General features: G+C 66.7%; 19 protein-coding genes, 1 tRNA gene and 1 other RNA gene. 4 read left to right on the forward strand and 17 right to left on the reverse strand.

What is annotated here, in order from left to right:
- Positions 1 to 66 precede the first annotated feature (66 nt).
- The 12 genes from recR to AC6LKD_RS23045 form a co-directional block, all read right to left on the reverse strand.
- Positions 67 to 675 carry a recombination mediator RecR gene (gene recR / locus AC6LKD_RS22990; protein WP_013395611.1) on the reverse strand — a complete coding sequence of 203 codons (609 nt, stop codon included), beginning with the start codon at positions 673 to 675 and terminating at the stop codon, positions 67 to 69.
- Positions 676 to 694: 19 nt separating this feature from the next.
- The gene (locus tag AC6LKD_RS22995) at positions 695 to 1021 is read right to left on the reverse strand and encodes a YbaB/EbfC family nucleoid-associated protein (protein WP_498117557.1); all 327 of its coding nucleotides are present in this window, start codon (positions 1019 to 1021) and stop codon (positions 695 to 697) included.
- 45 nt (positions 1022 to 1066) lie between these two features.
- Positions 1067 to 3250, reverse strand: coding sequence for a DNA polymerase III subunit gamma/tau (locus tag AC6LKD_RS23000; RefSeq protein WP_498117558.1), 2184 nt, complete (start codon positions 3248 to 3250; stop codon positions 1067 to 1069).
- Between the two features lie 151 nt (positions 3251 to 3401).
- Positions 3402 to 3499: signal recognition particle sRNA small type (ffs, locus tag AC6LKD_RS23005), an RNA gene on the reverse strand.
- A gap of 232 nt (positions 3500 to 3731) precedes the next feature.
- Positions 3732 to 4088, reverse strand: coding sequence for a cupin domain-containing protein (locus tag AC6LKD_RS23010; protein ID WP_498117559.1), 357 nt, complete (start codon positions 4086 to 4088; stop codon positions 3732 to 3734).
- Positions 4089 to 4117: 29 nt separating this feature from the next.
- Positions 4118 to 5404 (reverse strand): NAD(P)/FAD-dependent oxidoreductase, encoded by a 1287-nt coding sequence (locus tag AC6LKD_RS23015; protein ID WP_498117560.1) that lies wholly within the window; start codon positions 5402 to 5404, stop codon positions 4118 to 4120.
- Positions 5405 to 5412: 8 nt separating this feature from the next.
- Positions 5413 to 7653 (reverse strand): N,N-dimethylformamidase beta subunit family domain-containing protein, encoded by a 2241-nt coding sequence (locus tag AC6LKD_RS23020; RefSeq protein ID WP_498117561.1) that lies wholly within the window; start codon positions 7651 to 7653, stop codon positions 5413 to 5415.
- Positions 7654 to 7701: 48 nt separating this feature from the next.
- Positions 7702 to 8010: a N,N-dimethylformamidase alpha subunit family protein gene (locus AC6LKD_RS23025; protein ID WP_013395617.1), complete on the reverse strand. Its 309-nt coding sequence runs from the start codon at positions 8008 to 8010 to the stop codon at positions 7702 to 7704.
- 27 nt (positions 8011 to 8037) lie between these two features.
- Positions 8038 to 8829, reverse strand: coding sequence for an ABC transporter permease (locus AC6LKD_RS23030; RefSeq protein ID WP_013395618.1), 792 nt, complete (start codon positions 8827 to 8829; stop codon positions 8038 to 8040).
- A gap of 1 nt (position 8830) precedes the next feature.
- Complete coding sequence (locus tag AC6LKD_RS23035) at positions 8831 to 9667, reverse strand: ABC transporter permease (RefSeq protein ID WP_332011503.1); 837 nt, start codon at positions 9665 to 9667, stop codon at positions 8831 to 8833.
- A gap of 16 nt (positions 9668 to 9683) precedes the next feature.
- Positions 9684 to 10730, reverse strand: a complete 1047-nt coding sequence (locus AC6LKD_RS23040; protein ID WP_498117562.1) for an extracellular solute-binding protein — start codon at positions 10728 to 10730, stop codon at positions 9684 to 9686.
- Between the two features lie 28 nt (positions 10731 to 10758).
- Entirely contained in the window at positions 10759 to 11838 is a 1080-nt protein-coding gene (locus AC6LKD_RS23045) for an ABC transporter ATP-binding protein (protein ID WP_498117563.1), read from the reverse strand.
- 146 nt (positions 11839 to 11984) lie between these two features.
- Here AC6LKD_RS23045 and AC6LKD_RS23050 point away from each other — a divergent pair, with 146 nt between their 5' ends.
- Positions 11985 to 12779 carry an IclR family transcriptional regulator gene (locus AC6LKD_RS23050; protein ID WP_013395622.1) on the forward strand — a complete coding sequence of 265 codons (795 nt, stop codon included), beginning with the start codon at positions 11985 to 11987 and terminating at the stop codon, positions 12777 to 12779.
- Between the two features lie 24 nt (positions 12780 to 12803).
- Here AC6LKD_RS23050 and AC6LKD_RS23055 read toward each other — a convergent pair whose 3' ends face one another.
- The 4 genes from AC6LKD_RS23055 to AC6LKD_RS23070 all read right to left on the reverse strand — a co-directional run bounded on the left by AC6LKD_RS23055 (position 12804) and on the right by AC6LKD_RS23070 (position 20388).
- Complete coding sequence (locus AC6LKD_RS23055; protein WP_498117564.1) at positions 12804 to 16247, reverse strand: UvrD-helicase domain-containing protein; 3444 nt, start codon at positions 16245 to 16247, stop codon at positions 12804 to 12806.
- Positions 16248 to 16250: 3 nt separating this feature from the next.
- Entirely contained in the window at positions 16251 to 18914 is a 2664-nt protein-coding gene (locus AC6LKD_RS23060; protein WP_498117565.1) for a PD-(D/E)XK nuclease family protein, read from the reverse strand.
- Positions 18915 to 19001: 87 nt separating this feature from the next.
- Entirely contained in the window at positions 19002 to 19166 is a 165-nt protein-coding gene (locus AC6LKD_RS23065) for a hypothetical protein (RefSeq protein ID WP_498117566.1), read from the reverse strand.
- 22 nt (positions 19167 to 19188) lie between these two features.
- Positions 19189 to 20388 (reverse strand): MFS transporter, encoded by a 1200-nt coding sequence (locus tag AC6LKD_RS23070; RefSeq protein WP_013395626.1) that lies wholly within the window; start codon positions 20386 to 20388, stop codon positions 19189 to 19191.
- 310 nt (positions 20389 to 20698) lie between these two features.
- Between AC6LKD_RS23070 and AC6LKD_RS23075 the strand changes: the two genes are divergently transcribed.
- A tRNA-Arg gene (locus tag AC6LKD_RS23075) sits at positions 20699 to 20773 on the forward strand.
- Positions 20774 to 21150: 377 nt separating this feature from the next.
- Positions 21151 to 22350 (forward strand): D-alanyl-D-alanine endopeptidase, encoded by a 1200-nt coding sequence (pbpG, locus tag AC6LKD_RS23080; RefSeq protein ID WP_492276505.1) that lies wholly within the window; start codon positions 21151 to 21153, stop codon positions 22348 to 22350.
- Positions 22351 to 22441: 91 nt separating this feature from the next.
- On the opposite strand, the gene AC6LKD_RS23085 is transcribed toward pbpG, so the two are convergent.
- Positions 22442 to 22828, reverse strand: coding sequence for a ribbon-helix-helix domain-containing protein (locus AC6LKD_RS23085; RefSeq protein WP_013395628.1), 387 nt, complete (start codon positions 22826 to 22828; stop codon positions 22442 to 22444).
- Positions 22829 to 23074: 246 nt separating this feature from the next.
- On the opposite strand from AC6LKD_RS23085, the gene adhP reads away from it, so the two are divergent.
- Complete coding sequence (gene adhP / locus AC6LKD_RS23090; protein WP_498117567.1) at positions 23075 to 24100, forward strand: alcohol dehydrogenase AdhP; 1026 nt, start codon at positions 23075 to 23077, stop codon at positions 24098 to 24100.
- Positions 24101 to 24146: the final 46 nt, after the last annotated feature.

The raw sequence follows: 24146 nt of genomic DNA on the forward strand, positions 1-24146 counted from the left end.
GTTTGTCTACCTCACTGTTTTGCCGTTGCCGATACATTGCCGGCAAGGCGTTCTGGTACTGCGGAATCAGGTGGTCTTGCGCTCCATCAGCGCCCACGCGATGGTGCCGGCGTCTACGTATTCCAGCTCGCTGCCGGCAGGCACGCCGCGCGCCAACCGCGTGACGCGCAGCCCGCGTTCGCCCAACGCTTCGCCCAGGAAATGGGCGGTGGTTTCGCCTTCGGCGGTGAAGTTGGTGGCCAGGATGACTTCCTGCACCACGCCGTCGGTCGCGCGCTTGATCACCCGCTCGAAATCCAGTTCGCGCGGACCGATCCCTTCGAGCGGCGCGACGCGGCCCATCAGCACGTAGTACAGGCCACGGTAGCCGTGGCTGGACTCGATCATGTTCTGGTCGGCCGGCGTCTCGACGATGCACAGCAACGAGGGATCGCGCTTGGGGTTGACGCAGGTGCCGCAGACCTCATCTTCCGAGAAGCTGTTGCAGCGGGCGCAATGCTTCAGGTCCTGGACCGCGCCCGCCAGCGCCCGCCCCAGCATGTCCGCGCCTTGCGGGTCATGCTGCAGCAGGTGATAGGCCATGCGCCGGGCAGAACGCACGCCCACGCCGGGCAGGCGCCGCAGCGCCTCGATCAGCGAGACGAGCGGCTCGGGTTCGGGCAGTAACGGATCCATTGCGGCCTTGGGACTGCGCTCAGAACGGCAGCTTCATGCCCGGGGGCAGCGGCATGCCGGCGGTGACCGATGCCATCTTTTCCTGCGAGGTGGCTTCGGCCTTGCGCAGCGCGTCGTTGAACGCGGCGGCAACCAGGTCTTCCAGCATCTCCTTGTCGTCGCCCAGCAGCGACGGGTCGATGGCCACGCGCTTGACGTCGTGGCGGCAGGTCATGGTGACCTTGACCAGGCCGCCGCCGGAAGCGCCTTCGACCTGGATGTCGGCCAGCGCGTCCTGCGCCTTCTTCATGTTTTCCTGCATTTGCTGCGCCTGGCGCATCAGGCCGGCCAGTTGTCCTTTCATCATGATCGATGCTTCCTTGAATGAGGGGAATGAGAGATGGCCGCCGCTTCAGGCAGCGGCGGCGGGGGAATCGACGTGGCGGATCGAGCCGGGCACGACCTGGCCGCCGAAATCGGCGACGAGCGCCTGTACAAAAGGATCGACAGCGACCGCGTCTTCAGCGGCCTGCTGACGGGCGGCGCGTTCGGCCTGGGCCACGGCATGCGCCGTCGCCTCGCCCGTTACGCCGACCTCGACGTCCAGCCGTATGCCCTGGCCGAAATGTTCGCACAGCACGGTCTGCAGACGGACGCGGCTTTCGCTTTCGGCCAGTGTCTTGACGGCCACGCGCAGAATGATGGCGTCGCCTTGCACGCCGGCCCATGCGCTCTGGCGCGCCAACTCCGCCGCCAGGCCGGTGACCGGCAGGCGCGCGGCCAGTTCGGGCCAGGTCTCGGAAGTCATGTCCGCCATGCGGGCGCGCGACGATTGCCGCTTGCGCGCGGGCGCAGGGCCTTCGCGCCGGACGGGCGCGGCGGCGGGCGGCGCAGCCGAAGGCGCGCTGGCCAGGGTTTCGAAATCATCATCGTCCGGGTCCGACGTAAAACCGTTGTCCGGCGCGAAACCGCCTTCGGCTTCGAACGGGATTTCTTCGTCGACCCAGGAAGGCGGGCCATCGCCATGGTCGGCTTGCGGCGCGGGCACGGGCGCAATGGCTGCGGCGGTAGCCGGCGTGACCGCCAGCGCCGCCGAACCGGCGGTCTTGCCGGCCTCGGTCTCGGGCGCCGCCGGCGCATCGGCAGGCAGGTCTTCCCAAGGCGGCACGCTGCCGGCCTGGGTAGATTGCAGGGCTTGCGCCGCGGCGACGGGTTCGGGTTCTGCGGCTACCGGTGCCGGCTCGGGAGCCTGTTCGGCGGCAGCGGCGGGAGCGGTGGACTCGACGGGCGCAGGCGCCTGCGGAGCCGCAGCTGGCGCCTCGATTGCGGGTTCCGGGGCCGGTGCGGCAGCCGCCGAGACCGGAGCAGGTGCAGGTGCAGGTGCAGGTGCAGGTGCAGGTGTGGGTGCGGGCTGGGCTTGCGCAGGCGCGGCGACCGGCGCGGGAGCTGCGGCCGCATCGGCCGTCTGGCGGGCCGGCGCGGCAGGCGCTTCGAGCGCGGTCTGCGGGCCAGCGTCGCCATTGAGCGCCAGCATGCGCAGGCAGGCCATGATGAAGCCTGCGTACTCATCGGGCGCCAGGGTCAGTTCGCTGCGGCTATGCACCGCAACCGAATAGAACAGCTGCACCGCATCGGGATGCAACACCTGCGCCAGCCGGGCGATATCGCCGGCCAGGGGATCTTCGGCCGGCGTCACGCCGCGCACACGCTGCTCGATGGCCACCCGCGACAAGAGCACGGCCAGGTCGGCCAGGGCGCCGGCATAGGACAGGCCGCGGATCGCCAATTCATCCGCCACCGCCAGCACGCTCTTGGCGTCACCGGCGGACAGCGCGTCCAGCAGGCGCACCAGGTGCCGCTGGTCGATGGTGCCGAGCATGCCGCGCACGGCATCCTCGGTCAGGTTGCCGGCGCTGTAGGCGATGGCCTGGTCGGTCAGCGACAGGGCATCGCGCATGGAACCCGAAGCCGCTTGCCCGATCAACCGCAGGGCGGGGACCTCGAAGCCCACGTCTTCCTGGCCGAGCACGGCCTGCAGGTGGCCGACGATGGAATCGGCCGGCATCTGCTTCAGGTTGAACTGCAGGCAGCGCGACAGCACCGTCACCGGAATCTTCTGCGGGTCGGTGGTGGCGAGTATGAATTTGACGTGGGGCGGTGGCTCTTCCAGCGTCTTGAGCATGGCGTTGAACGCGTGCCCGGTCAGCATGTGGACTTCGTCGATCATGTAGACCTTGAAGCGCCCCGCGCCCGGCGCGTACACCGCCTGCTCCAGCAGCTGCGTCATTTCCTCGACGCCGCGGTTCGAGGCCGCGTCCAGTTCGAGGTAGTCGACGAAACGCCCGGAATCGATTTCCGTACACGCGCGGCACACGCCGCAAGGCTTGGAAGTGATGCCTGTTTCGCAGTTGAGCGACTTGGCCAGGATGCGCGAAAGCGTGGTCTTGCCCACCCCCCGAGTTCCTGTGAACAGCCAGGCGTGGTGCAGGCGTTGGGTGTCGAGCGCATGCGTCAGCGCGCGCACCACGTGATCCTGTCCCACGAGGGTATCGAACGATCGCGGCCGCCACTTGCGGGCCAGTACCAGATAAGTCATGGGTGGATTGTAGAGCCTGTTTCGGAAGCTGGCCTGAAACGCAAAGGGGACGGGTTTATTCCCGTGGAAGATATCCTTGGAAAATAACCCCGTCCCCCTTGAAAACAAACGCGTCATGGGTTTGGCATGACGCGTTGCTTTGAAGAATCCGGTTGGCGAGCCTTACTCCGGCACTGACCCTAAACGACTATGGCTGCTTCGTTCCCGACCTGACCAGGTTCACCGCCGAACCATGCGGAGGGGCCCGCCAGCCGAGATTCTAGCAGAGCTGCGCTTCGCTTGCTTGCTAGAACCTCGGCCGGCGGGCCCCAGGGGGCAGTATGTGGGCCCCATCCCCAGCCCTCCCCCCGAGGGGGAGGGAGTTTGGGACTTCGCTTCGCTGGTCCTTTCGCCTCGCTTCGCTTTGCCTTGCGGGGTCTTCGAACTGCGCTGGGGCGGGGCGTTGTTCACTGGACGCTTGGTTCTTCGCTTGGTTCTCCGTCTAACTGGCGGGTGCCAGGACGTAGAGCTTTCGGACGGGGGTGCGGATATCCCAGACGCCTTGGGTATTGGGGGGCATGGCCAGGGTGTCGCCTGCGCGGAATTGCAGCGGGGGCTGGCCGTCGGGGGTGAAGGAGCCTTCGCCGGCCAGGATGTGCATGATTTCGCCTTCCAGGACCTGGCGGCGGAATTGGCCGGGGGAGCATTCCCAGATGCCGGCGCTGGTGGCTTCGGCGCCGGGGACCACTATTTTCCTGGCGCGCAATGCGCAGGCGGGTTCGCTGAGCGGGATGCCGACCGGGCCGAGGTCATCCAGCGGGGCGGTGTCGCGGGTCTGGGGGATGTGTTGGATGGTCATGGTGTACTCAGGAGGATGGAGGCGCGCTTCTACGAGAGCTTGTCGCACAGGCCGTAGTAGGCGACGCCGAGCGCGATGTAGAAACGCTTGAGGCCGTGGAACGGCAGCGGCCTGATGGGGGTGACGGGGTATGGCATGGACTCGCCCGCAGCGATGGTCCGGGCGAGGTAGCGGCCCATCTGCGTGGCGAGAGCGACTCCGCGTCCGTTGTAGCCCAGCAGGATATGCAGGTTGGGCGATGGCTGATGGACATGCGGCACGAAATCGCGTGTCAAAGCGATCCGGCCGGCCCAGCGATAGGTGAAGGGGATCCGGGCCAGTTCCGGAAACAGCATGCGCGCGCCACGCACCAGGTGGTCCCAATCCTGTTCCGATGCGGGGTCGGCGAAATGGCCCCGGCCTCCCAGCACGAAACGGCCCTCGTGGTCGCGGCGGAAGTACAGCAGCAGGCGGCGGGAGTCCGAGGCCACCACGCCGCCGGGCATGATGTGGCCGCAGGCCTTCGGATCCAGCGGTCCGGTGGCGACGATGAAGCTGTTGGCGGCGATGACGCTGCGCTGCAGACCGGGCCATAGCCCGTTGGTGTAGCCATTGGTCGCGATCAGCGCGTGCTCGGCGCGGACAGTGACGCCCTGCTCCGTGCGCGCCAGCCATTGCTGGCCTGATCGTTCCAGCGCCGTGACGCGGGTATGGCCATGCACCGACGCGCCAGCCGCTTGCGCCGCCGCCACCAGCCCGCGAGTGTAGGACAGGGGCTGGATGCTGCCGGCGCGCCGGTCGATCCAGCCGCCCAGGAACCGGTCCGTGCCCAGCCTCGCGCTGACGGCGTCCTTGTTCAGCATTTCCACGGCTGCGCCACGATCCAGCCACTGCTGGGCGCGGTCCGACACGGTTTCCAATGCGCGAGCAGAGTGGGCCGGCTGTATCCAGCCGGCCCGCATGGCATGGCAGGCGATGGCATACTTTTCGATAAGCTCGAATACCGCGTCGGAGGCAGACGCCACCATCTGCAATAGCGGTTCTCCCAGCGCTTTGCCGTAGCGCGCCAGGATCGCCTTTGGATCGTGCTTGATGCCCGGAATGACCTGCCCACCGTTGCGGCCGGAGGCGCCCCAGCCCGGTTCCTGGGCATCCAACACGCAAACGCGCAGTCCGAGTTCGCTCAGGTGCAAGGCGGTCGACAAGCCGGTAATGCCGGCGCCGACGATGACGACGTCGCATTGGAGGGAAGCCGCCAAGGCGGGTGCGGCGGGCGCCTGCCCCGCGGTCTGCTGCCACAAGGATTGCGGGGCATCGGCCGAATCTGGTGCGCGCATGGTGTATCTCAGCGTCCGCTGGCCTGGGGGAACACGAAGGGGGTGGCCTCCGCGAATCGGGTCAGCACGTTCGCCGTAATGCGCGACACGTTGTTGTCGTAGCCGTTCCAGGCCAGCGACGCCCCCCACGTGATCGAGCCCGTGGAAAAAACCGCACCACCGTTCAGGCACTCGTAGAACACCAGGTCCGCATAGCAGTGCTTGGCTTCCTCACCGTTGATGGTGGGGTGGTGGTAGGTCGTCTCCTCGGGCACCACGTTGTAGTAGCGCGTATGCTTTTCCGATCGGGCGACGATCAGCGTATGCGGCGGCGTACCCAGCCGGTAGTCGACGCGATCGATCTCGTCGCCAGCCGCGCCGCCTCCGCTGCTGCCGAAATCGCCAATGATTTCATCCGCCACGCCTTCGAACATGAAAGCCACGCGCGGGTCGCGGCTTTCGGGCCGCCGGCGATAGTAGGACGAGGCGTCGAACCCGGTCGCGGTGGTGCCGATGCCGGTCAGCGTCTGCGGTGCCAGCCCGATGCGGCGCCAAGTGCCGCCATATTCGCCGGTATAGCTGTGGTAGCTCTCCCCGGCCGGCGTCTCGCTGTAGCGGGCGCCGGTCTCGGTGCGGCGCAGTTCCATCAACCAGGGCTTTTCGGGATGGTAGGCGCAGCGCCAGTAGAAGCCGTTGCCGCCCATGTACATGAGGCGGCCGCCCTGCCCCTGGTACGCCACCATTGCCTGCCACATGCGCGTGGTCCAGTACTCGGGATGCGCCCCGGTCATGACCACGCTGTAGCCCTCCAGGGCCTGCAAGCCTTCGGCGTGCAGCATGTCGTCCGTGATGACGTCGTAGTCAAAGCCCTTTTCGTCCAGCCAGTCCAGGAAGTGGGTATCGCCGTTCAACGACCAGGTACGGCATTGCAGATGCATGCTGAAGACCGGCCGCAAGCGCGAGGCGTAGTAGACGCCATAGCCGTCCGAATGCGTGTCGTACATGGAAAGGCTCAACTCGCGGTGTTCGCCCAGGTAAGTCTCCCAGGGATACAGGACCATGAAGTTGCCCGACTTCATTTCCATGCCTTCTTCATCCAGGCGGTAGTGCGAGTTCGAATACGCCATATAGGTGGCCGTCGACGCGAGGAATGCGATCCGCTTGCGCGGTCCGCCCGCCTTCGGCCGCACGATGAAGGTAATGCGTTCCTGCTCTCCCGCTGTGCCGGTCAGGCGCGCCGCATACAGGCCGCTGGGCAGGTCGTCAGGCACGGTCAGGCTGAAATCGGTCTCCCAGCGCGCGTCCTCCAGGGTGTCGTCATGGAAGTGCAGCGCGGCGAAATGGTCGGGACATTCGCGCCAGAACATGACGCTGGAATCCCAGCGCAGGCCGGGCACGCCGCGCGCGGGCAGGTTCTCGATGCGCCCCTCCGACCAGGGCCTGGCCGTGTCGACGAGCACATCGCTGTCGATGCGCTGCGAGAAATCCCAGGCCTGCAGTGGCGGCGCGGCATGGCGGCGGCCTTGGGCCTCGACGCGCAATTGCGCCAGGTCTGCATCCCTGGCGCCATACGGCAGCAGCGTGGGCGAATCCAGGCGGCCGTTGAAGTGCTTGGCGTATTGTGGGCGCGGCAGGCCAGTGGCGGCCGCGCCCATCGTCAGCGGAAGCTGCGCCAACGCGACCGGATCGACCGCCGGCAGCCGGCCGCTCGCCTGCGCATGCGAATTCACGGCCAGCAAGGGGTTGGCGGGCACCTGCCGCAGATCGACCGTCCCCGAGTCCAGGTCCAGCGTTACCGCCACCAGATACCACTGGCGCGCGGTCATGGGCAATCCTAGCGTGACGCGCTCGCTCTTGCCGCCGCTGCCCTGTTCCCAGAACAGACAGCCATCCCGATCCAGGCCCAACAGATATCCGACGCGCGCGGCGTCGTCCCAGCGCGACAGGATCGCCTGATCGCCACCGTTGCAAGGCAAAGTCGGCATCACCGCCAGGATCCAGCTCTTGCAGCCCGTGGCAGGCTCGCCGAAAGCGGGCGCCACCGCGCGCGAACCGGTTTCGGTGGCTTGGGGACGCCCGGCGATGGCGGTGGCGATGCCCTGCATCACCACGGTCTCTTTCAAGCCGGGAGCGCCGGGCGTAACGTCGCCGCTGCGGATACGCACCAGGTCGGCGTCATAGCGCAGCGCATGCGCGCAGCTCACTTTGAATTCTATGGTCTCTCCCGGCGCGATCGTCCAGGTGCTGGGGTACCCCAGGATCTCGTACATACAAGCTCCGTCAGTTTGATTCGGGCGACTCGGTGTGGCGGCCTGCGTTCAGTCCAGGTCGGACGGCCAGGGATAAGGCGAGTGGATGGCCCAGCGGATCTTCAGCAGCGCCCACTGGGCGTCGGCCAGCTTGGCATAGCGCTGCGGCGCCAGTTCGACCGGATCGCCCCGCCCCGCGCCGAGCGTGCCGATGGCGTACTCCGAGTAAGGCTGGGTGCAGACGATGACCTGCTTGCCGGCCATGGGCTCCATCCGCAACCGGTTGAGCAGGCGGTTCAGCTTCAGCGGCCGGTTCTTGGTGGTCGTCGTCCTGAAGTGTTTGAGAAGTTCCGCGTCTTCGGGCTGGATCTCGTACATATCGCGCTCCGGGCATGAAAAATCGATTCAGTGGTCGCGCTCTGGCGCGGCGAACATCTCCAGGCCGACCGTGCGTTCCAGCAGCAGCACCAGCGCAAGCGTGAAGACAATCAGGAACGTGGCGATGGCGGCAATCACGGGACTGGCGCTTTCCTGTATCTGCGTGAGGATGCGCACAGGCAAGGTGTTGACGTCCGGCGCGACCAGGAAGACGGTGATCGTCGCCTCGTCGAACGACACGATGAAGCAGAACAGGAAGGCGGTGATCAGCCCCGGTTTGAGCATGGGCAGGGTCACGGTGCGCAAGACCTGCGCCGGCCGCGCGCCCAGGCTCATGCTTGCCTCTCCCAGCGCGGGGTCCAACTTGCGCAGGGAATTCAGGATGGGGCGGTACGCGAACGGCAGCGTGATGATGCAATGCGCCAATACGATGCCCAAATACGAGCCGCTGACGCCGAGCAGGCCGAGCAGCCCCAGGAACGCCACGCCCAGCGCCGCGTTGGGGAATACCAATGGCAACATGATCAGCGCTTCAATAATGCCGCCCCCCCTGATCCGGCTGCGGTCCAGCACGAGCGCGGCCAGCAGAGCCACCGATGTGCTGATGAATGCCACCAGCAAGGCGATGCCGGCGCTGACCGCCAACAGACCCAACCATTGCGGATCGGTGAAGAACTCCAGATACCAACGCCAGGAGAGCGACGCCAGCGGCAAGGTGAAGTACCCGGTGGACGTGAACGACGACACCGCCACCACCAGAATGGGCAAGGGCAGGAAGCCAAACAGCAGAACCAGCAGCAAGCGGTATAGCCAGCGCATATCAGGCTCCCGTTCCGGACACGCGCGCCGCGACGCGGCGTTCGAGCAGTTGCAAGGGAATAACCAGCGAGAACGCCGCGAGCAGCAGCACGATCGCCATGCTGGCTGCCTTCGGATAGTCGAAAACCTGCAGCACGTCCTGGTAGATCTGCGTAGCCAGCATGCCGTCACGCACGCCCCCCAGCAACAGCGGCGTAACGATGGCCCCGGTCGACAGCAGATAGACCAGCATGGCGCCAGTGATGACACCCGGCAGGCTCAGCGGCAGGGTGACATGCAAAAAGGTCTTGAGCGGACCGGCCGCCAGCGTCTGCGAGGCCTCGTCCAGGGCGCGATCCAGATGCAGCAGCACCGCCAGCACCGAGACGATGAAAAACGGACTGAAGACATGCACCAGGCCAATCACCACCCCGGTCATGTTGAAAATCAGGCGCATCGGCGTATCGATGACACCCAGCGACAGCAACAGCGAATTCAGCGTGCCCTTGGGCCCCAGGATCACCACCCAGCCGTAGGTGCGCACCACCACGCTGACCAGCCACGGCGTGATGACCAGCATCATCAGGAAATTGCGGTTGCCGCGATAGCGCGAAATCGCATAGGCGATGGGATAACCGACCAGCACGGAAAAGAACGTGACGACCAGCGCGACCCCTATCGTGCGCAGCAGTACCGCGACGTAATCGGCCCGTTCGAAGAAGCGCACGAAATTGCCCAGGCCAAAGCCGTCCGCGGTGCGCAGCGATTCCACGGCGAGATAGGCGATCCCCGTCAGGAACATCAGGATCAGGATCGCCGGGGGAAGCAGCAGGATCAGCGGCGGCCGGGTCGATTTCATTGCGGCTTCTCCGGGCTTACCGGCCGGCGCCCGCCATCGCGCGTTCGACCAGCTCGATGCGCGACTTGCGGGATTCGGCGATGTAGTTCCAATCCGGCTGATAGAGCTGGTCGCGCAGGGCGGTCAGCGGCTGACCCAGTTCCTTTTCTGTCGCGGGAGACAGTTTGGCCGTGCTGTTCAGCGGCAGGTAGCCGGCAATATCGGCAATGCGCGACTGGCCCTCCGGTTGGGCCACATAGTTCAGCCACTTCAGGTAGCTGGCGCGGCCCTGCGCCTTCTTGGGCACAACCACGATGTATGGAAGAATCAGCGCGCCCTCCTTCGGAATCACCATCTCAATGTTGGTCTGCCCGTCGCGCTTCATCTGCCAGACGCGGGTCGAGTAGTAGGGCGCAGCCGTCACTTCTCCGCGCTGCAGCAGCTGGTTCATCTGCGCCATCGAGCTATACATTGCCAACGAGTTCTTGCCCAAAGCGGTCAGCAACGCCAGGCCCTTGGCGGTGTCGCGCTCGTTGCCGCCTTCGGCTACGGACATGATGGTCAGGTCGTAGGCCGAGCTGTAGACCGGACGGGTGACCGACAGCTTTCCCGCCCACTTGGAATCCCCCAGCGCCTTCCACGAAGAGAAGTCGGAAGATTTCGCAAGATCCTTGTTGACCGCGATGCCGTAGTACGCGAAGTAGGTACTGACGCCTATGAGGCGTCCGGAAGGCGCCTTGAGCAGGTACTTCTCCGGCACGTTCTTCAGCGCGGGAACCTCGCTCATGTCGAAGTCTTCGAGCAGGCCGTCGCTGTACATCTGCGAGGCCTCGAAGAACGACGAAAGCGCCGCATTGAACTTGGGCGCATCCTTCTGCGCGCGCACCTGAGCCTCGGGAGTGGGGACTTCGACGATCTTCACACCGATTCCCGTTTCCTTCGTAAAGGGTTCCGCGTAAGCCTCGCGCCACGCCGCCCCCACGCCACCGCCCCAGGTAGCCATGGTGATTTCCTGCGCGCTAGCGGTGCCGCAAACGGCCATGACCGCCGCGACGGTCCAGTGGGCAAATCGATAGGTGCTCATTGTGCGACTCCAGTGAGAGTGAACAGCGCTAGAGGGAGACGACCGAAATGCGGCTGTCGTCCCAGGTCAGTCCGACGGCTTCGCCCTGCGCCGGCAACGGTTGCCCGTCCTGCGCTGGCCAATCGGCGATCAGGGTCCGGGCGCCGGCCTGCAGCCAGAGGCGCGTGTTCTGTCCGGCGTAGACGCGGCGCTCCACGCGGGCCTGCAAGCGAACGTTGCCGGCGGGCGCCAGTTTCAGGTGTTGCGGCCGCAGCGATATGCCCACTGCGCTGCCTGCCGCGAAGCGCGAGTCCGGCAGATCGAATTCGCAGCCGAGTTCCGGACAGTCGAGACGGACCGCGCCGGCCTGCACCACGCCTTCGAAGAAATTCGTGTCTCCCACGAACTCAGCGACAAAGCGGGTCTGCGGTTTTTCGTAGATGGTGGCGGGGTCGCTGACTTGGTCGATCAGGCCGTTGCGGAACACGGCGACGCGATCGGACATGGTCAACGCCTCTTCCTGGTCGTGCGTCACGAAGATGAAAGTGGTGCCGAGTTTTTCCTGGATCAGCTTCAACTCGGTCTGCATCTGGCGGCGGATCTTCATATCCAGGGCGCCGAGCGGCTCGTCCAGCAGCAGAACCCGGGGCTCCATGACAATGGCGCGCGCCAGCGCCACGCGCTGCTTCTGTCCGCCCGAGATCTGGCCGATGTAGCGGGCGCCGTAGCCTTCCAGGCCGACCATCGCCAGCGACCGCTCCACCTTGCTGCGGATGGCGGCGGGCGGCTCGCGCCGCATTTTCAAGCCGTAGCCGATGTTCTCGGCGACGGTGAGATGCGGAAACAGGGCTAAGTTTTGGAACACCATCCCGAGCGGACGGCGGTACGGCGGCGATGACAGGATCGACTGTCCATCTATCTTCACCTCGCCCGAGGTAGGCGTTTCAAAGCCGGCGATGATCCGGATCAGCGTGGTCTTGCCACAACCGCTGGGGCCCAGCAGCGTCAGAAACTCGCCTTCGCGCACGTCCAGGCTCACGCCCTTCAACGCCGCCGACGCGCCGAACGTCTTGGTGACGTTCTGGATCTGGAGGATCGGCGTCCCCGCTGTTTTCTGACCCTGCCCCATGCTCACACACTCCGGCAAAACCGATGAATGAGCGCAGGATATTGGAGCAGATAAGCTTTGGGCAATAGTAAAATCCCGCACCAAGGTTTATTATTATCGCTAGGCGGTAATTAATACCCAAAATACGGGAAAACGAGGAGCCGAAAATGCTGGAACAGGCCGAACTGGAAGTCGACGAAGGCATGTTCAACCACTCGTTCGCGAGGGGACTGAAAGTTCTGTTCGCGTTCCGTGGTGCGCAGAGCGCAATGTCTCTGTCCGAAGTGGCGCAAGCCGTGGGCACGAGCGTCAGCACAGCCCAGCGCACCGTGTACACGCTGGAAAAGCTGGGGCTCATCAGCAAGTCGCCCAAGACGCGCAAGTTCAGCCCCACTCTGCGGGTCCTGGAGCTGGGCTACAACTACATCGCGGCCGACCCGTTGGTCGAAGCCGCGAATCCCTTCCTGGCCGAGTTGTCCAATATCACGGGGGAAACGGTCAACCTGACCGAACCCCTGGACCACGAGATGGTGTATGTGTCGCGGGTCGTGGCGGCGAAGTTCATTCCCATCCACATGCCCATCGGCAGCCGCATCCCCATGTACTGCACGGCCAGCGGCCGCGCCTACCTCGGCGCGCTGCCGGAGGAACAGGCGCAGGCCATCCTGGACGCCTCTGCGCTGCAGCGCCATACGCAATGGACCGAGACCGATCCGGCGAAGCTGATGGAGATCGTCCGGCAGGCGCGGCGCGAAGGCATCGCGCACAACAAGGAAGAACTGTTCCTCGGCGACATGACGATCGCCGCGCCCATCATGGGCCAGCGCGGCACGCCCGTTGCGTCCGTGCATATCGTGGCGCCGACCAGCCGCTGGACTCTCGAAGAGGCTTTGGCGCGCCTGGGGCCGCTGGTGTTCGATTGCGCCCGCGGCATCAATAACTCGGTGCGCTCGTTCACCTGAGGGCCGCCGGGCAGGCGGCCCGCGCTACAGATCGATCCAGGCGCGAGCCCGCGGGAAGTAAAGCGCGGCGCGCGCCGTGCGGCCGTCCAGCGCCGTGACTTGCGCGCAATAGCGCAGCAACTGGTCGCCGTGCCGCTGCCGCATGCGCGTGGCGAAGGCAGTTGGCGCCTCGCCCGGATGCGGCCGGCCGGTTTTGTAGTCAACGATGAGCCAGCCGTCTTCGGTGCTGAGGGCCAGGTCGATGACGGATACCTTGCCGGCGGCGTCGATCAGGGGCCATTCGCGGCGCGCGCCGGATTGCGACAGCAGCCACAGGCCGCGTTCGTCGGCCAGGGTGGCTTGCAGGGTTTCGAGCACGGCTTCGGATGCGGCGTCCGCCTGGCTGGCGGGGATGCCTGCGCGCGTCAGTTGGCGGCGCATGGCGGGTAGGCGCTGCGCCAGCGCGTCGGCGGACCAAGCGTGCACGCCGTCCTGGCCGATGCGCGCCAGCCAGGCGTGCGACAAGGTGCCGATGGCGGCGTCGTAGCCGGCTTCCAGTTGCCACGCCGGATGCTCGCCGCCATCGCCCCAGGCGCCGCGCGCCGCGGCGCCAAAGCCGGGGCTGACGACCAGGTCCGCCATGCGCGCCAGTTGCGCCAGGCCGGCGCGGTCCACGCGCCGCAGGGGCTCGCCCTGCCACTCGGGGCCGTCGGCCTGCGGCGCCATCGTTTCGCCATCGAGCGACGGCGGCGTCGGCACGGCCAGGCAAGGCCACAAGCGTCCCAGCAGGCTGGCGGACGATGGCGTCTTGACTTGGCCGCTGGCCTCGTCCACCGATACGTGGCCCACCAGGTGCAGGCGCTTGCGCGCCCGCGTCGCCGCCACGTACAGCAGGCGGTCGATTTCGTAGGACGCGCGGCGCGCCTCGCGTGCGCCCAGATAGCGCGACAAGGGATCGGCCTCGGTTTCGGCGCGCGGCTTGACCGGGCCGAACAGCACGCGGCCGCCGCTCTGCTCGAAGCGCACCAGCGGCGCCTGGTCGCCGCGCGGCGCGCGGTGCAGGCCGTACAGGATGACCGTTTCGAACTGCAGGCCCTTGGACTTGTGCATGGTCATGATTTCGACCGCGCCGGTGTCCTCGTCCGCCGCGTCCGGCGCGGCGAACAGCCGCGCGATGCCGGTATCCAGCGCGGCGACATCGATGGCGCCATGCGGCGCCAGGCGCTCGATCAGCTGGAACAGGCTTTCCGCGTCGTTGGCCACGGACAGGCCGGCATACAACGCCGGGCCGCCCAGACGGCGCCACAACGACTCCACCCAGGCCGCGAAGGGCATGGCGCCGGCGGCGTTGCGCTTGTCGAGCAGGATGGCCGCCACCTGGCGCAAGCGCTCGAACTCGTCGGCGCCAAGCACGTTCTGCGCCGCCGGCGTTTCCGGCGTGTCGGGCGCCGCGTCGAACAGGGAGCCCTGCGGCGCGCTCGCGGCCGCCACGGGCGCGGTTTGCGGCGCGATGCGCAGCGCGCGTTCCAGCAGCACCGGCACCGGCGTGATGTGATCGTCGCCGAACAGGCGTTGCAAGGAGGTCAGCGTCAGGCCGCAGTACGGCGCGCGCAACACGGACAGCCAGGCCAGGCGGTCGCCGGGGTGCGACAAGGCCCGCACCAGTTGCACCAGATCCGCCACCACCGGCCGCAAGGCCAGCGGCACCAGATCCACCGCCCGGCAGCGTATGCCTTCCTGCGCCAGGCGGCGGGTCAGATTGCCCAGGTGGCTGCGCGCCCGCACCAGCACGGCGACGGGATGCTTGGCGCCCTTGTGGTCAATCAGCGCCTGACGCACCAGGTCCACCGCGATGTCCTCGGCTTGCGTTTCCGCAGGGGCCGCGCCCTCGCGCGACCAGGCCGGATGGAAGCGTACCGCCGGCTCCGGCAATGCTTCGTGGAAGGCGGTGGACGGACTGTAGGCGATGGCGCCCGCCGCCGCGTCGCTGCGCCGGGGCAGCAATTGCGCGAACGACTGGTTGACCCATTCGACGATGCCTGCCTGCGAACGGAAGTTGTCGGTAAGGTTGAGAAAGTCCGGCAGCAGCTCACCCACGCCGATATCGGCGACCTCCAGGAACAAGCCCACTTCCGCCTTGCGGAAGCGGTAGATGGACTGCATCGGATCGCCCACCAGGAACAGGCTGCGGCCATCGCCCTGCTGCCAGCCCGAGGTCAAGGTGCGCAGCAGGTCCAGCTGGGTCTGGCTGGTGTCCTGGAATTCGTCGATGAGCAGATGGCGGATCGAGGCGTCCAGCTTCAGCAGCAATTCGCCAGGATCGTCGGCGCTGCCCAGCGCGGCCGCGGCGCGCTGCGCGATCTCGATGAAATCCACCTCGCCGGTATCGGCAAAGCGCAGCCGCAGCTGCGCCACCGCCAGCGCCAGGGTCATCAGCTGCGCGCCCAGCACTTCCCATTGCGCATCGGTGAAATGCGGCGCGGGCACGTCACGCACCGCATGCAGGCGGCGCACCCAGGCCGCGTCCGCGTCGGCGGCTTCCAGCCACGCCACGAACGGCTCCTTGTGCGCGCACTTGGCGGGAAAGCCCAAGTTCTTGTTGACTGTCTTGCGCAAGGTGCCGGTGCCGGTCAGCAACAGGTGCGCCACGGCTTGCCATAGTTCCAGCGCCTCGGCGTCAGGCGGAGGTTCTTCCGTCCAGTCCAGCAAGGCCTGCAGTTTGTTCTCCGCTTCCCCATCCTGCAGATTGGCGGCAGCCAGCCGCGCCGGGCCGCATAGCGCTTCGGCCCAACCATAGGGCATGGCCTCGCTGAGCGCGTCCAGGTCTTCGCCTATGGCCTCGGCCAGCATGGCCTCCATGCCCTCGCGGTCGGAGCCGTGGCGCAGCAGCGGCAGCCATTGGTCGCGCTGCCCCAGCATGTCGGCGATGGCCTCTTTGGCCGCCTGCACATCCACGTCCAGGTGCTTGAGCAGGATGCGTACGGCCTCGTAGTCATCGGCCAAGTCCAGGGTGGCGCGCGCGGCGGCCTCGTAGTGGGCGCGCGCGTCGTCGGTGATCTCCGGCATGCCGCCCAGTTCCGACAGCCAGGGCATGCTGCGCACCAGGCCCGCGCAGAACGAGTCGATGGTGCGGATGGCCAGCCGCGCGGGATGGTCCAGCAGATGCCAGCCCTGCGCCTCGTTGCGCGCCAGCGCGGCGCGGGCCAGCTCCCAGCTGCGGCGCTCGTGCATGGCCTCGGGCGGCGCGTCCAGCCCGCGGCGCAGCTTGCTGAGCACGCGCGCATGCATTTCGGACGCGGCCTTGCGCGTGAAGGTGATGGCGACGATTTCTTCCGGGCGGTTCACGGTCGCCAGCAGCGCCAGGATGCGGTCCGTCAGCAGTTCGGTCTTGCCGGAGCCGGCCGGCGCCTGCACCAGGAACGAGCGGGTCGGATCCAGCGCGTCGGCGCGCGCGGCGTGGTCGTGCGGCAAGCGTTCTTGTTCAGCCATGGCTCATGCGTCCTCGTCGTCCAGATGCAAACGCAAGAACGGCAATGCATCGCAGTATTTCAAATCATCGCGGCGATAGGCCACGTTGGCCGCGTAGCCCTCGGCATACTCGTCGGCCAGCGCTTCGATGGCCGTGCGCCAGCGCTGCCGGATTTCGGGCCAGGACAAGCCGTCGAAGTACTTGCTGTCGCTGGCAAGCGTGACGCCAGACACGCCCAGGTCCTCGTCGGCCAGGCCCTGCGCAGCGACCTGCCGCGCGTGGATCTGCGCCAGCACCAGGCCCGCCACTTCGCCGCCCGCGGCGTCCGCCAGCACCGATGCGTAGAACGGCAGCTGCACGTTCACGGGCCGGCTGCGCGACCAGTCCGGTTCGGGCTTGGCCGCCGCCACGCCGGTCTTGTAGTCGACGATGACGTTGCGGCCGTCGCCCAGCGTATCGATGCGGTCCAGCCGCAGCTTCAGGTTGAGCGCGCCGCGCTGCCACTGGTGGTTCTTTTCCACCTGCGCCACCGCGAAGGGCAGGCGCTGCGCCTCCATGTCCAGCCAGGACGTCAGCACCGCCTGGGCGCGCTGGCACTCCAGTGTCTTCAAAGCCGGCGCATAGTCTTTCAATTCCTCGTCCGCGGCCTGCGCCACCGCCTGTTCCAGCAAGGCGGGCAGGCGGCCCGTGGCCATGACCTCGTGCAGCGCGTCCTGGTCGGGCATCATGCCCCACACCAGCTCCAGCGCCTTGTGCAGGAATTGGCCGCGCACGTTGACGGTGGCTGCGTCGGCATAAGGCGCCATTTCGCGTCCGCCCAGGCGATGCCGCACGAAGGCCCACAGCGGATTGCGGGCCTGCGTATCCAGCACGTCCAGGCCGCCGCCGCCCCGGTTGCCGGCCGCCAGGGGCGGACCTTGCGCATCGTCCAGCGATTCCTGCGGCAAGGCCGACAGCGCTTGCGTTGCGGCCGGCGCCCAGTCGGTCAGTGCCGCTGCCGCGATCAGCGGCGACGGGCGCAGCTCGCGCTCGCCGTCCATGTGCGCATGACTGACGATGATCTCGGGCGCGCAGCGGCACAGTGCGGCGTACATGCCTTCGGCCCATTCGCGTTCGCGTTCGGGCGTGGCGCGCGGCGCCTTGGCCTGGCGCAGCACGGCCAGCGGCAACAACGGGTTGGGCTTGGGCGACGCGGGCAGCACGTCGTCAGTCAGGCCCAGCATCCAGACGCCGTCCCAATAGCCGCCCTCGGCCTCCAGCAAACCCAGCACGTCCAGGCGCGCCAAGGGGTCGCGCTGCGGTTGGAACGACGCGGAGCGCGCCACACTTTCCAGCAGGTTCACGGCGGCCACGCCGCCCAGGCGGCCGGCGGCAGGCGCCAGCGCCGAAAAGCTGCCGAGCGCATCGCCCAGCGCGCCCATCACCTGATAGCCGACGCTGTCCAGCACGCCTTCGCCGGGAAAGCCCAGCGCCATCAAAGCGGCCTTCATGCGCAGCATCCACACGTCGCAGGTGGCCTGGCGGCCGCCCTGCGTCCAGATCTCCATGGCCTGGTTCCAGGCCTGCGCCAACAGTGGCAGGTCCGCCAGCAGCTTGCGCCAATCCTGCGGGCTGACGTGCAGTTGCGCCTGGCGCCGCCAGCGCGCATCGATCGAGGCCAGCCGCGCGCGGTCGCGCACATCGCCCGCGCAATGTCCGCCCAGCAGGGCCGCGCCCAGCACCTCGACGCTGCATCCCTTGCCCGGCGCGCACTCGGCCAGCGCGCGCAGCCATGCGAGCGCGGCGCGCGCCATGGGCCATTCGTTCAGCGGCCGCCCCACTGCCACGTTGAAGGCGTATGCGGCTTCACCTCCGCACCCGGCCAGGGCCTGGCTCAGCACCCGCCGCGCGAAAGGCGATTCCGCCTCCAGCTGGGGCGAGACGATGGCATAGCGGCCATGCGGATGCGCCTTCAGATGCTCGGCCGCCCAGGCCGCGGCGGCGCGCCATTCCGCGCCTTGATCCGCTGCTTCGTACCGGCGGGCCGCGGTTTCGACCCGTTGCGCATCGCGCCACTGCGCAACGGCGGCGCCCTGTTCCTCGAAGGCGCTAAGCAGCCGGCGAAAGCGCGGCGATATGTCCGTGAATCCCGCCAACACCAGTTGCTGCGGAATGGGCAGGCGTCCGTCCTCCAGCGCCCGCAGCACGCGCGCATAACCCTGGTTGGCGTCCTCGGCATCGATGCCAGCCAGCGCCTGGCGATAGCGCGCGCGCCATTTCGCGAAGCCGCGGTACTCGTCGGTGTCCGCGCCCGATGGCACTTGCAGTTGCCATTCGTCCATCAGCAGGTCCGCGTCCATCGACAGGCGCGCGGCCTGGCTGGCGTCCAGCAGCACGCGCTCGGCCTCTTCCGCGCGGATCGCCTCGGTCCACACCAATTGTGTCGCGAAGCTGTCCAGCCGGTAGGCGGGCACATCATCGTCGGTCTCGAACGCGAGCTCATCGGCGGCATCGGCCAGCCATGCGGACAGCGGCAGGATGCGCGGCAATTCGCTGACCTGGCGCTCCTGGCGCAGCAGCCCGGCCAGTTCCAGCGTGAGACGGCGCGACAGGCGGTTGTTCACCGTGAGCACCAGCGTGTCGGCGGCGGGCATGCCGCCGATGTCCGGCAGCGATAGATCGGGATAGGAAGGCAAAGAGTCCTGCATGGGTATCCGGAGCGCCCGCCGGAAGCGGCGCGCGATGAGGGAAGAAATACCGCCGTAGGATACCGCGAGGCCGAGCGGAAAACGCGCCTAGAAGCCGCAGAGCGCGGCCAGGTTTTCCCAGTGGATCTGCATTTCCGGCGTGGTGTAGCCCCAGAAAGCCAGGCCCATGACCGCAACCAGGGCCAGCGCACCCGCGATGCGCCAGCCGCGATGGCGGCGGGCGGCGGGTCCGGAATGGGTCGAGGGCGTCATAACGTTCCTGGCAAGCCCGGCCTCAGGCCGGGGCCGGCTGGGCCACCGGCTGTTCGCGCACCGGCAGGCACAGCAATGCGGCGAGGATGGCGAGCGCCACGCCGAGCCACCAGACGGCATCGTAGTTGCCGGTCTTGGCGTAGGCGTATCCGCCCAGCCATACGCCGATGAAACTGCCTAGTTGATGGCCCAGGAAGACGATGCCGGACAAGGTGGCCGCGTAGCGCAGGCCGTAGATCTGGCCGATCAGCCCCTGCGTGAGCGGCACGGTCCCCAGCCAGAACAGCCCCATCCACGCGGCAAAGGCGTACAGCACCCATGGCGACAAGGGCATCCACAACAGCAGCAGGATGCCAAAGGCGCGCATGCCGTACACCACGGCCAAAAGGCGCTTCTTGCTGTACTTGCCGCCCAGCTTGCCGGCATAGAACGAGCCCAGCACATTGAACAAACCGATCAGCGCGATGGCGGTCGCGCCCTGCCCCGCGCTCAGGCCGCCATCGCTGACGTAGGCCGGCAGATGCAGCGTGATGAAGGCGGTATGGAAGCCGCAGACGAAGTAGCTCCAGAACAGGAAGTGGAACGAGGGGTGGCGCACCGCCTGCTTGACCGCCGAGGCCAGCGATTGCTGCGGCCCGGTGTGGGCCTGCGGACGGCCGCGCAGGAAGTAGGCCAGCGGCGCGCCGCAGGCGACGAACAGCGACAACACCCACAATGCGCCCGGCCAATCCAGGCCGCTGATCAGCACCTGGCCCGTGGGCACCACGGCGAACTGGCCCAGGGAGCCGCCGGCGCTGGCGATACCCATGGCCGTGCTGCGATAAGCGGGCGGTACCGCGCGGGCCACCACCGGCAGGATCACCGGAAAGGTCGTGCCGGCCTGGCCCAGCCCGACCAGCACGCCGGCCGTCAGGTAGAGCGTGGCTTCATCGGTGGCGAAGCGCGTGCCTATCATGCCCAGCATGTACAGCAGCGCGCCCAGGGCGATGGTGCGGCCCGAACCGTAGCGGTCGGCCATGATGCCCATGAAGATACAGGCCACGCCCCACACCAGGTTCTGTAGCGCGAAGGCCATGGAGAACACTTCGCGGCCCCAGCCCTGCGCCAGGCCCATTGGCTGCATGAAGAGGCCAAAGGTGGCGCGCACCCCCATGGCGAGCAGCACGACCAGCGTGCCCACGATCAGGGTGCGGGTGAATTTCGTATCGGTTTGGCTAGACATGAAACCTGTTCTTCGTTGTTTTGGTTCGCCGCCCCCTCCTCGGGACGGTCCGGCGCGCCGCGCGGGACTCGGACATCATATACAAATAGCTTCCGGGCCCAGGCAATAGCCACGTCGAGCGCCGGGTCCGCGGCGCGAGGCTGCGGGCCGCGGATTTGGGGCTTGCGCCGCCTGCTGATAGACTTGCGTCCTGCGCCGAAGCCCGTGTCCCCGGTGATAAACTCAGGACCGGAAGAATCGTAGCGATATCAAGGCCTTAGTGAGCAAGCACGGTCCCTTCGACCGACCCTGCCGCCTGATCGGAAATAGTCTCGCCGTAGTTAAATGGATATAACCGGCCCCTCCTAAGGGTCAATTGGTGGTTCGATTCCACCCGGCGAGGCCAACTTTGGCGTCGGTTCCGACGCCTTCCTTCCCCAGCATGTTCCCCGTCCGCCTGATGCGACAGCTCTCTTCTGAGCACGTATTGCGCTGCGCCGGCAGAGACAAAAACCGCACATTCAGCCAGATGAGGGTTAATCCGGGCTACGCTCACGCGCCGCCTGCCGTTAGCTTCTCGGACTTGTCTTGTGACGAATTGAAGCGAGCGTCAATACGTCACTATTATTTTTTTCGACGATGATAGCGAATCGTCTTGCGCGCAACTTGAAATTGCTGTTTAAATTCGACGCGTAAGCCTCTAATTCATCTGGACTTTTTCTGACCCGACGAAACGCCGGCTTAAGAAATATTTACTCACAGACTGACAAGCCAGCTCAAACCATGGCATTTTCCTGGAAACGTGCGATTGCGAACGCGATAGCGCCTGTGGCGCTGGCGGTGTGCGCGCTCCTGCCCCCCGCCGCGCAAGCCGCGAAGAATACGGACCCTTGCAAGACCAACGCCAAGTCGTCGGCCTGCAAGGCGCAACAAGCGAAGAAGGCCCCGGCCCCCAAGGCCAGCTCCGGCAAGAGCGCCTCGGGCAAACAGGCCGCCTCCTCCGCCAAGAAAGCTCCTCCCAAATCCTCCGCCGGCAAGAAAGCCGCCGCCCCCAAGGGCGGCAAACAGGTCGCCGCCAAGGGCACGCCGCCCAAGAAGGGCGCGGCCGCCGGCAAGAACGGCAAGCCCAACAAACCTTCCCGCGCGCAACGCGCCGCCGCTGCCGCAGCGCTGGGTTCGGCCGCCATGCCGCCGCCCGCCTCCTCGGTGCGCGCCGAAGCCGCCGCCCTGCGCTCGACCACCGCTTACGTGCAGGACCTGGAAACCTCCACGGTCATCTTCGCCAAGAACGAAAACGTGGTGCGCCCCATCGCTTCCATCTCGAAGCTGATGACCGCCGTCGTCGTGGTCGACGCCAACCTGCCCATGGATGAAATGCTGGAGATCACCGACGAAGACGTCGACGGCCTCAAGCACACTACCTCGCGCCTGCGCGTGGGCACCAAGCTGACGCGCGGCGACATGCTGCACCTGGCGCTGATGTCGTCCGAGAACCGCGCCGCCAACGCGCTGGGCCGCCACTATCCGGGCGGCCTGCCCGCGTTCGTGGCCGCCATGAACGCCAAGGCGCAGGCGCTGGGCATGACCAGCACCCGCTTCATCGAACCCACCGGCCTGTCCAGCGACAACGTCTCGTCGCCGCACGACCTGGCCCGCCTGCTGCGCGCCGCCTCCCAGCGCCCGCTGATCCATCGCTACTCCACCGATACCGAGTACGACGTCGAGGTCAACAACCGCACGCAGACCTTCCGCAATACCAACCTGCTGGTGCGCAAGCCCGACTGGGACATCAAGGTATCGAAGACGGGCTACATCAACGAAGCCGGCGAATGCCTGGTCATGCTGGCCCGCATCAACGGCCGCGACCTGGCCATCGTGCTGCTGGATTCGCAAGGCAAGCTCTCGCGCATCGGCGATGCGGTCCGCATCCGCCGCATCGTGCAGAACGAAGTGGCGATGGCGTCGATCCAACCCGGCGGCTGAACGCCAGCCGCGTTACGCGGCAATAAGAACAAAGGGCCCGATAGTTCGGGCCCTTGTTTTTTGGCGCTGCGGCAGCGCCACCGCGGATGCGTTACGCGGCCTTGCGTTTGGGACGCAGGGGCTGGGCGTCGTACAGCGTGGGCGGCAGGCCTTCCAATACGGCTTGGGGGTTGAGCGAGCCGATCGGCACGGCCGCGTCCAACGGAATGCGGCCCTCGGCCTGCAGCAGTTGGTAGCGCAGGCAACACACCCGCAGGAATGAGGTGAAGTTGGCGGCCTCGCCCCGGTACTCGATCAGTTCGTCGTACAAACGTTCGATCAGCTGCGTCACGCGCATGCCGTCGCGGCCGGCGATTTCTTCCAATACCCGCCAGAACAGTTGTTCCAGCCGCAGGCTGGTGGCCACGCCATGCAACCGCAGCGAACGGGTTTCGGGCGCGTAGGACTGCTCGCTGGCGCGGATGAAGATTTCACACATGGGAACTCCTGGTACTCGGGTCTGGGCCTTGGGCCTGGGCCGGGATGCCTACGGCTGACTGTACGCCGTTTGCCGCGGCGGCGGCAAGACGCGGCCGCGGGTCGGATTCGTCCCCAGACACCGGCCTCTTTCTGCAACCACACGTTTCCTGCATCAGCGGGCAACCGCCTCGGTTGATATAAATCATGGTCGGGAAAGCGTCCACGTTCGAGCATAAGGAATCTTGATCAGACTTCGGAGGCAGTGATGGATAAAACCATGAAAGCAGCGGTTGCACGAGCATTCGGCAAGCCCCTGACAATCGAAGAAGTCGCGGTGCCGCGCCCGGGTCCGGGCGAATTGCTGGTGAAGATCGAGGCCTGCGGGGTATGCCATACCGACCTGCACGCGGTCGAAGGCGACTGGCCCGTCAAGCCCAATCCGCCCTTCATTCCCGGCCACGAAGGCGTGGGCCACGTGGTGGCGGTGGGCGCCGGCGTGACCCATGTGAAAGAAGGCGACCGCGTCGGCATTCCCTGGCTGTACTCTGCCTGCGGGCATTGCGAGCATTGCCTGGGCGGCTGGGAAACCCTGTGCGAGCAACAACAGAACGCCGGCTACTCGGTGAACGGCGGCTTCGCCGAATATGCGCTGGCCGCAGCCGACTATGTGGGCCTGCTGCCCAAGAACGTCAGTTTCGTGGACATCGCGCCCGTGCTGTGCGCCGGCGTCACGGTCTACAAGGGCCTGAAAATGACGGATACCCGTCCGGGCAACTGGGTGGTCATTTCCGGCATCGGCGGGCTGGGCCACATGGCGGTGCAATACGCCAAGGCCATGGGGTTGAACGTGGCTGCGGTGGACATCGACGACGCCAAGCTCGACTTCGCCCGCCGCCTGGGCGCCGAAGTCACGGTCAACGCCAAGACCACCGATCCCGCCGCCTACCTGAAGCGCGAGATCGGCGGCGCGCATGGCGCATTGATCACGGCGGTTTCGCCCAAGGCCTTCGAGCAGGCGCTGGGCATGGTGCGCCGCGGCGGCACCGTGGCGCTCAACGGACTGCCGCCGGGCGACTTCCCGCTGTCGATCTTCGACATGGTGCTCAATGGCGTCACCGTGCGCGGCTCCATCGTGGGTTCGCGCCTGGACCTGCAGGAATCGCTGCAGTTCGCCGAAGAGGGCAAGGTGCATGCGACCGTGGCCACTGAAAGCCTGGAGAACATCAACGACGTGTTCGACCGCATGCGCCGCGGCCAGATCGAAGGCCGCATCGTGCTCGATTTCGCCTGACCGGCGCGCAGTAACGTAAAAGCGCCAGGGGCGGCAAGGTTGCCGC

This window comes from Achromobacter sp. D7-1 (assembly GCF_059760445.1).

Excerpts from the sequence above, each read along its gene's own strand:
- AC6LKD_RS23055 (WP_498117564.1), bottom strand. The coding sequence starts at position 16,247 with ATGGCTGAACAAGAACGCTTGCCGCACGACCACGCCGCGCGCGCCGAC.
- AC6LKD_RS23060 (WP_498117565.1), bottom strand. The coding sequence starts at position 18,914 with ATGCAGGACTCTTTGCCTTCCTATCCCGATCTATCGCTGCCGGACATC.
- AC6LKD_RS23010 (WP_498117559.1), bottom strand. The coding sequence starts at position 4,088 with ATGACCATCCAACACATCCCCCAGACCCGCGACACCGCCCCGCTGGAT.
- AC6LKD_RS23045 (WP_498117563.1), bottom strand. The coding sequence starts at position 11,838 with ATGGGGCAGGGTCAGAAAACAGCGGGGACGCCGATCCTCCAGATCCAG.
- AC6LKD_RS23050 (WP_013395622.1), top strand. The coding sequence starts at position 11,985 with ATGCTGGAACAGGCCGAACTGGAAGTCGACGAAGGCATGTTCAACCAC.
- adhP (WP_498117567.1), top strand. The coding sequence starts at position 23,075 with ATGGATAAAACCATGAAAGCAGCGGTTGCACGAGCATTCGGCAAGCCC.
- AC6LKD_RS23000 (WP_498117558.1), bottom strand. The coding sequence starts at position 3,250 with ATGACTTATCTGGTACTGGCCCGCAAGTGGCGGCCGCGATCGTTCGAT.
- AC6LKD_RS23070 (WP_013395626.1), bottom strand. The coding sequence starts at position 20,388 with ATGTCTAGCCAAACCGATACGAAATTCACCCGCACCCTGATCGTGGGC.
- AC6LKD_RS23085 (WP_013395628.1), bottom strand. The coding sequence starts at position 22,828 with ATGTGTGAAATCTTCATCCGCGCCAGCGAGCAGTCCTACGCGCCCGAA.
- recR (WP_013395611.1), bottom strand. The coding sequence starts at position 675 with ATGGATCCGTTACTGCCCGAACCCGAGCCGCTCGTCTCGCTGATCGAG.
- AC6LKD_RS23030 (WP_013395618.1), bottom strand. The coding sequence starts at position 8,829 with ATGCGCTGGCTATACCGCTTGCTGCTGGTTCTGCTGTTTGGCTTCCTG.
- AC6LKD_RS22995 (WP_498117557.1), bottom strand. The coding sequence starts at position 1,021 with ATGATGAAAGGACAACTGGCCGGCCTGATGCGCCAGGCGCAGCAAATG.
- AC6LKD_RS23065 (WP_498117566.1), bottom strand. The coding sequence starts at position 19,166 with ATGACGCCCTCGACCCATTCCGGACCCGCCGCCCGCCGCCATCGCGGC.
- AC6LKD_RS23025 (WP_013395617.1), bottom strand. The coding sequence starts at position 8,010 with ATGTACGAGATCCAGCCCGAAGACGCGGAACTTCTCAAACACTTCAGG.
- AC6LKD_RS23015 (WP_498117560.1), bottom strand. The coding sequence starts at position 5,404 with ATGCGCGCACCAGATTCGGCCGATGCCCCGCAATCCTTGTGGCAGCAG.
- AC6LKD_RS23020 (WP_498117561.1), bottom strand. The coding sequence starts at position 7,653 with ATGTACGAGATCCTGGGGTACCCCAGCACCTGGACGATCGCGCCGGGA.
- AC6LKD_RS23035 (WP_332011503.1), bottom strand. The coding sequence starts at position 9,667 with ATGAAATCGACCCGGCCGCCGCTGATCCTGCTGCTTCCCCCGGCGATC.
- AC6LKD_RS23040 (WP_498117562.1), bottom strand. The coding sequence starts at position 10,730 with ATGAGCACCTATCGATTTGCCCACTGGACCGTCGCGGCGGTCATGGCC.
- pbpG (WP_492276505.1), top strand. The coding sequence starts at position 21,151 with ATGGCATTTTCCTGGAAACGTGCGATTGCGAACGCGATAGCGCCTGTG.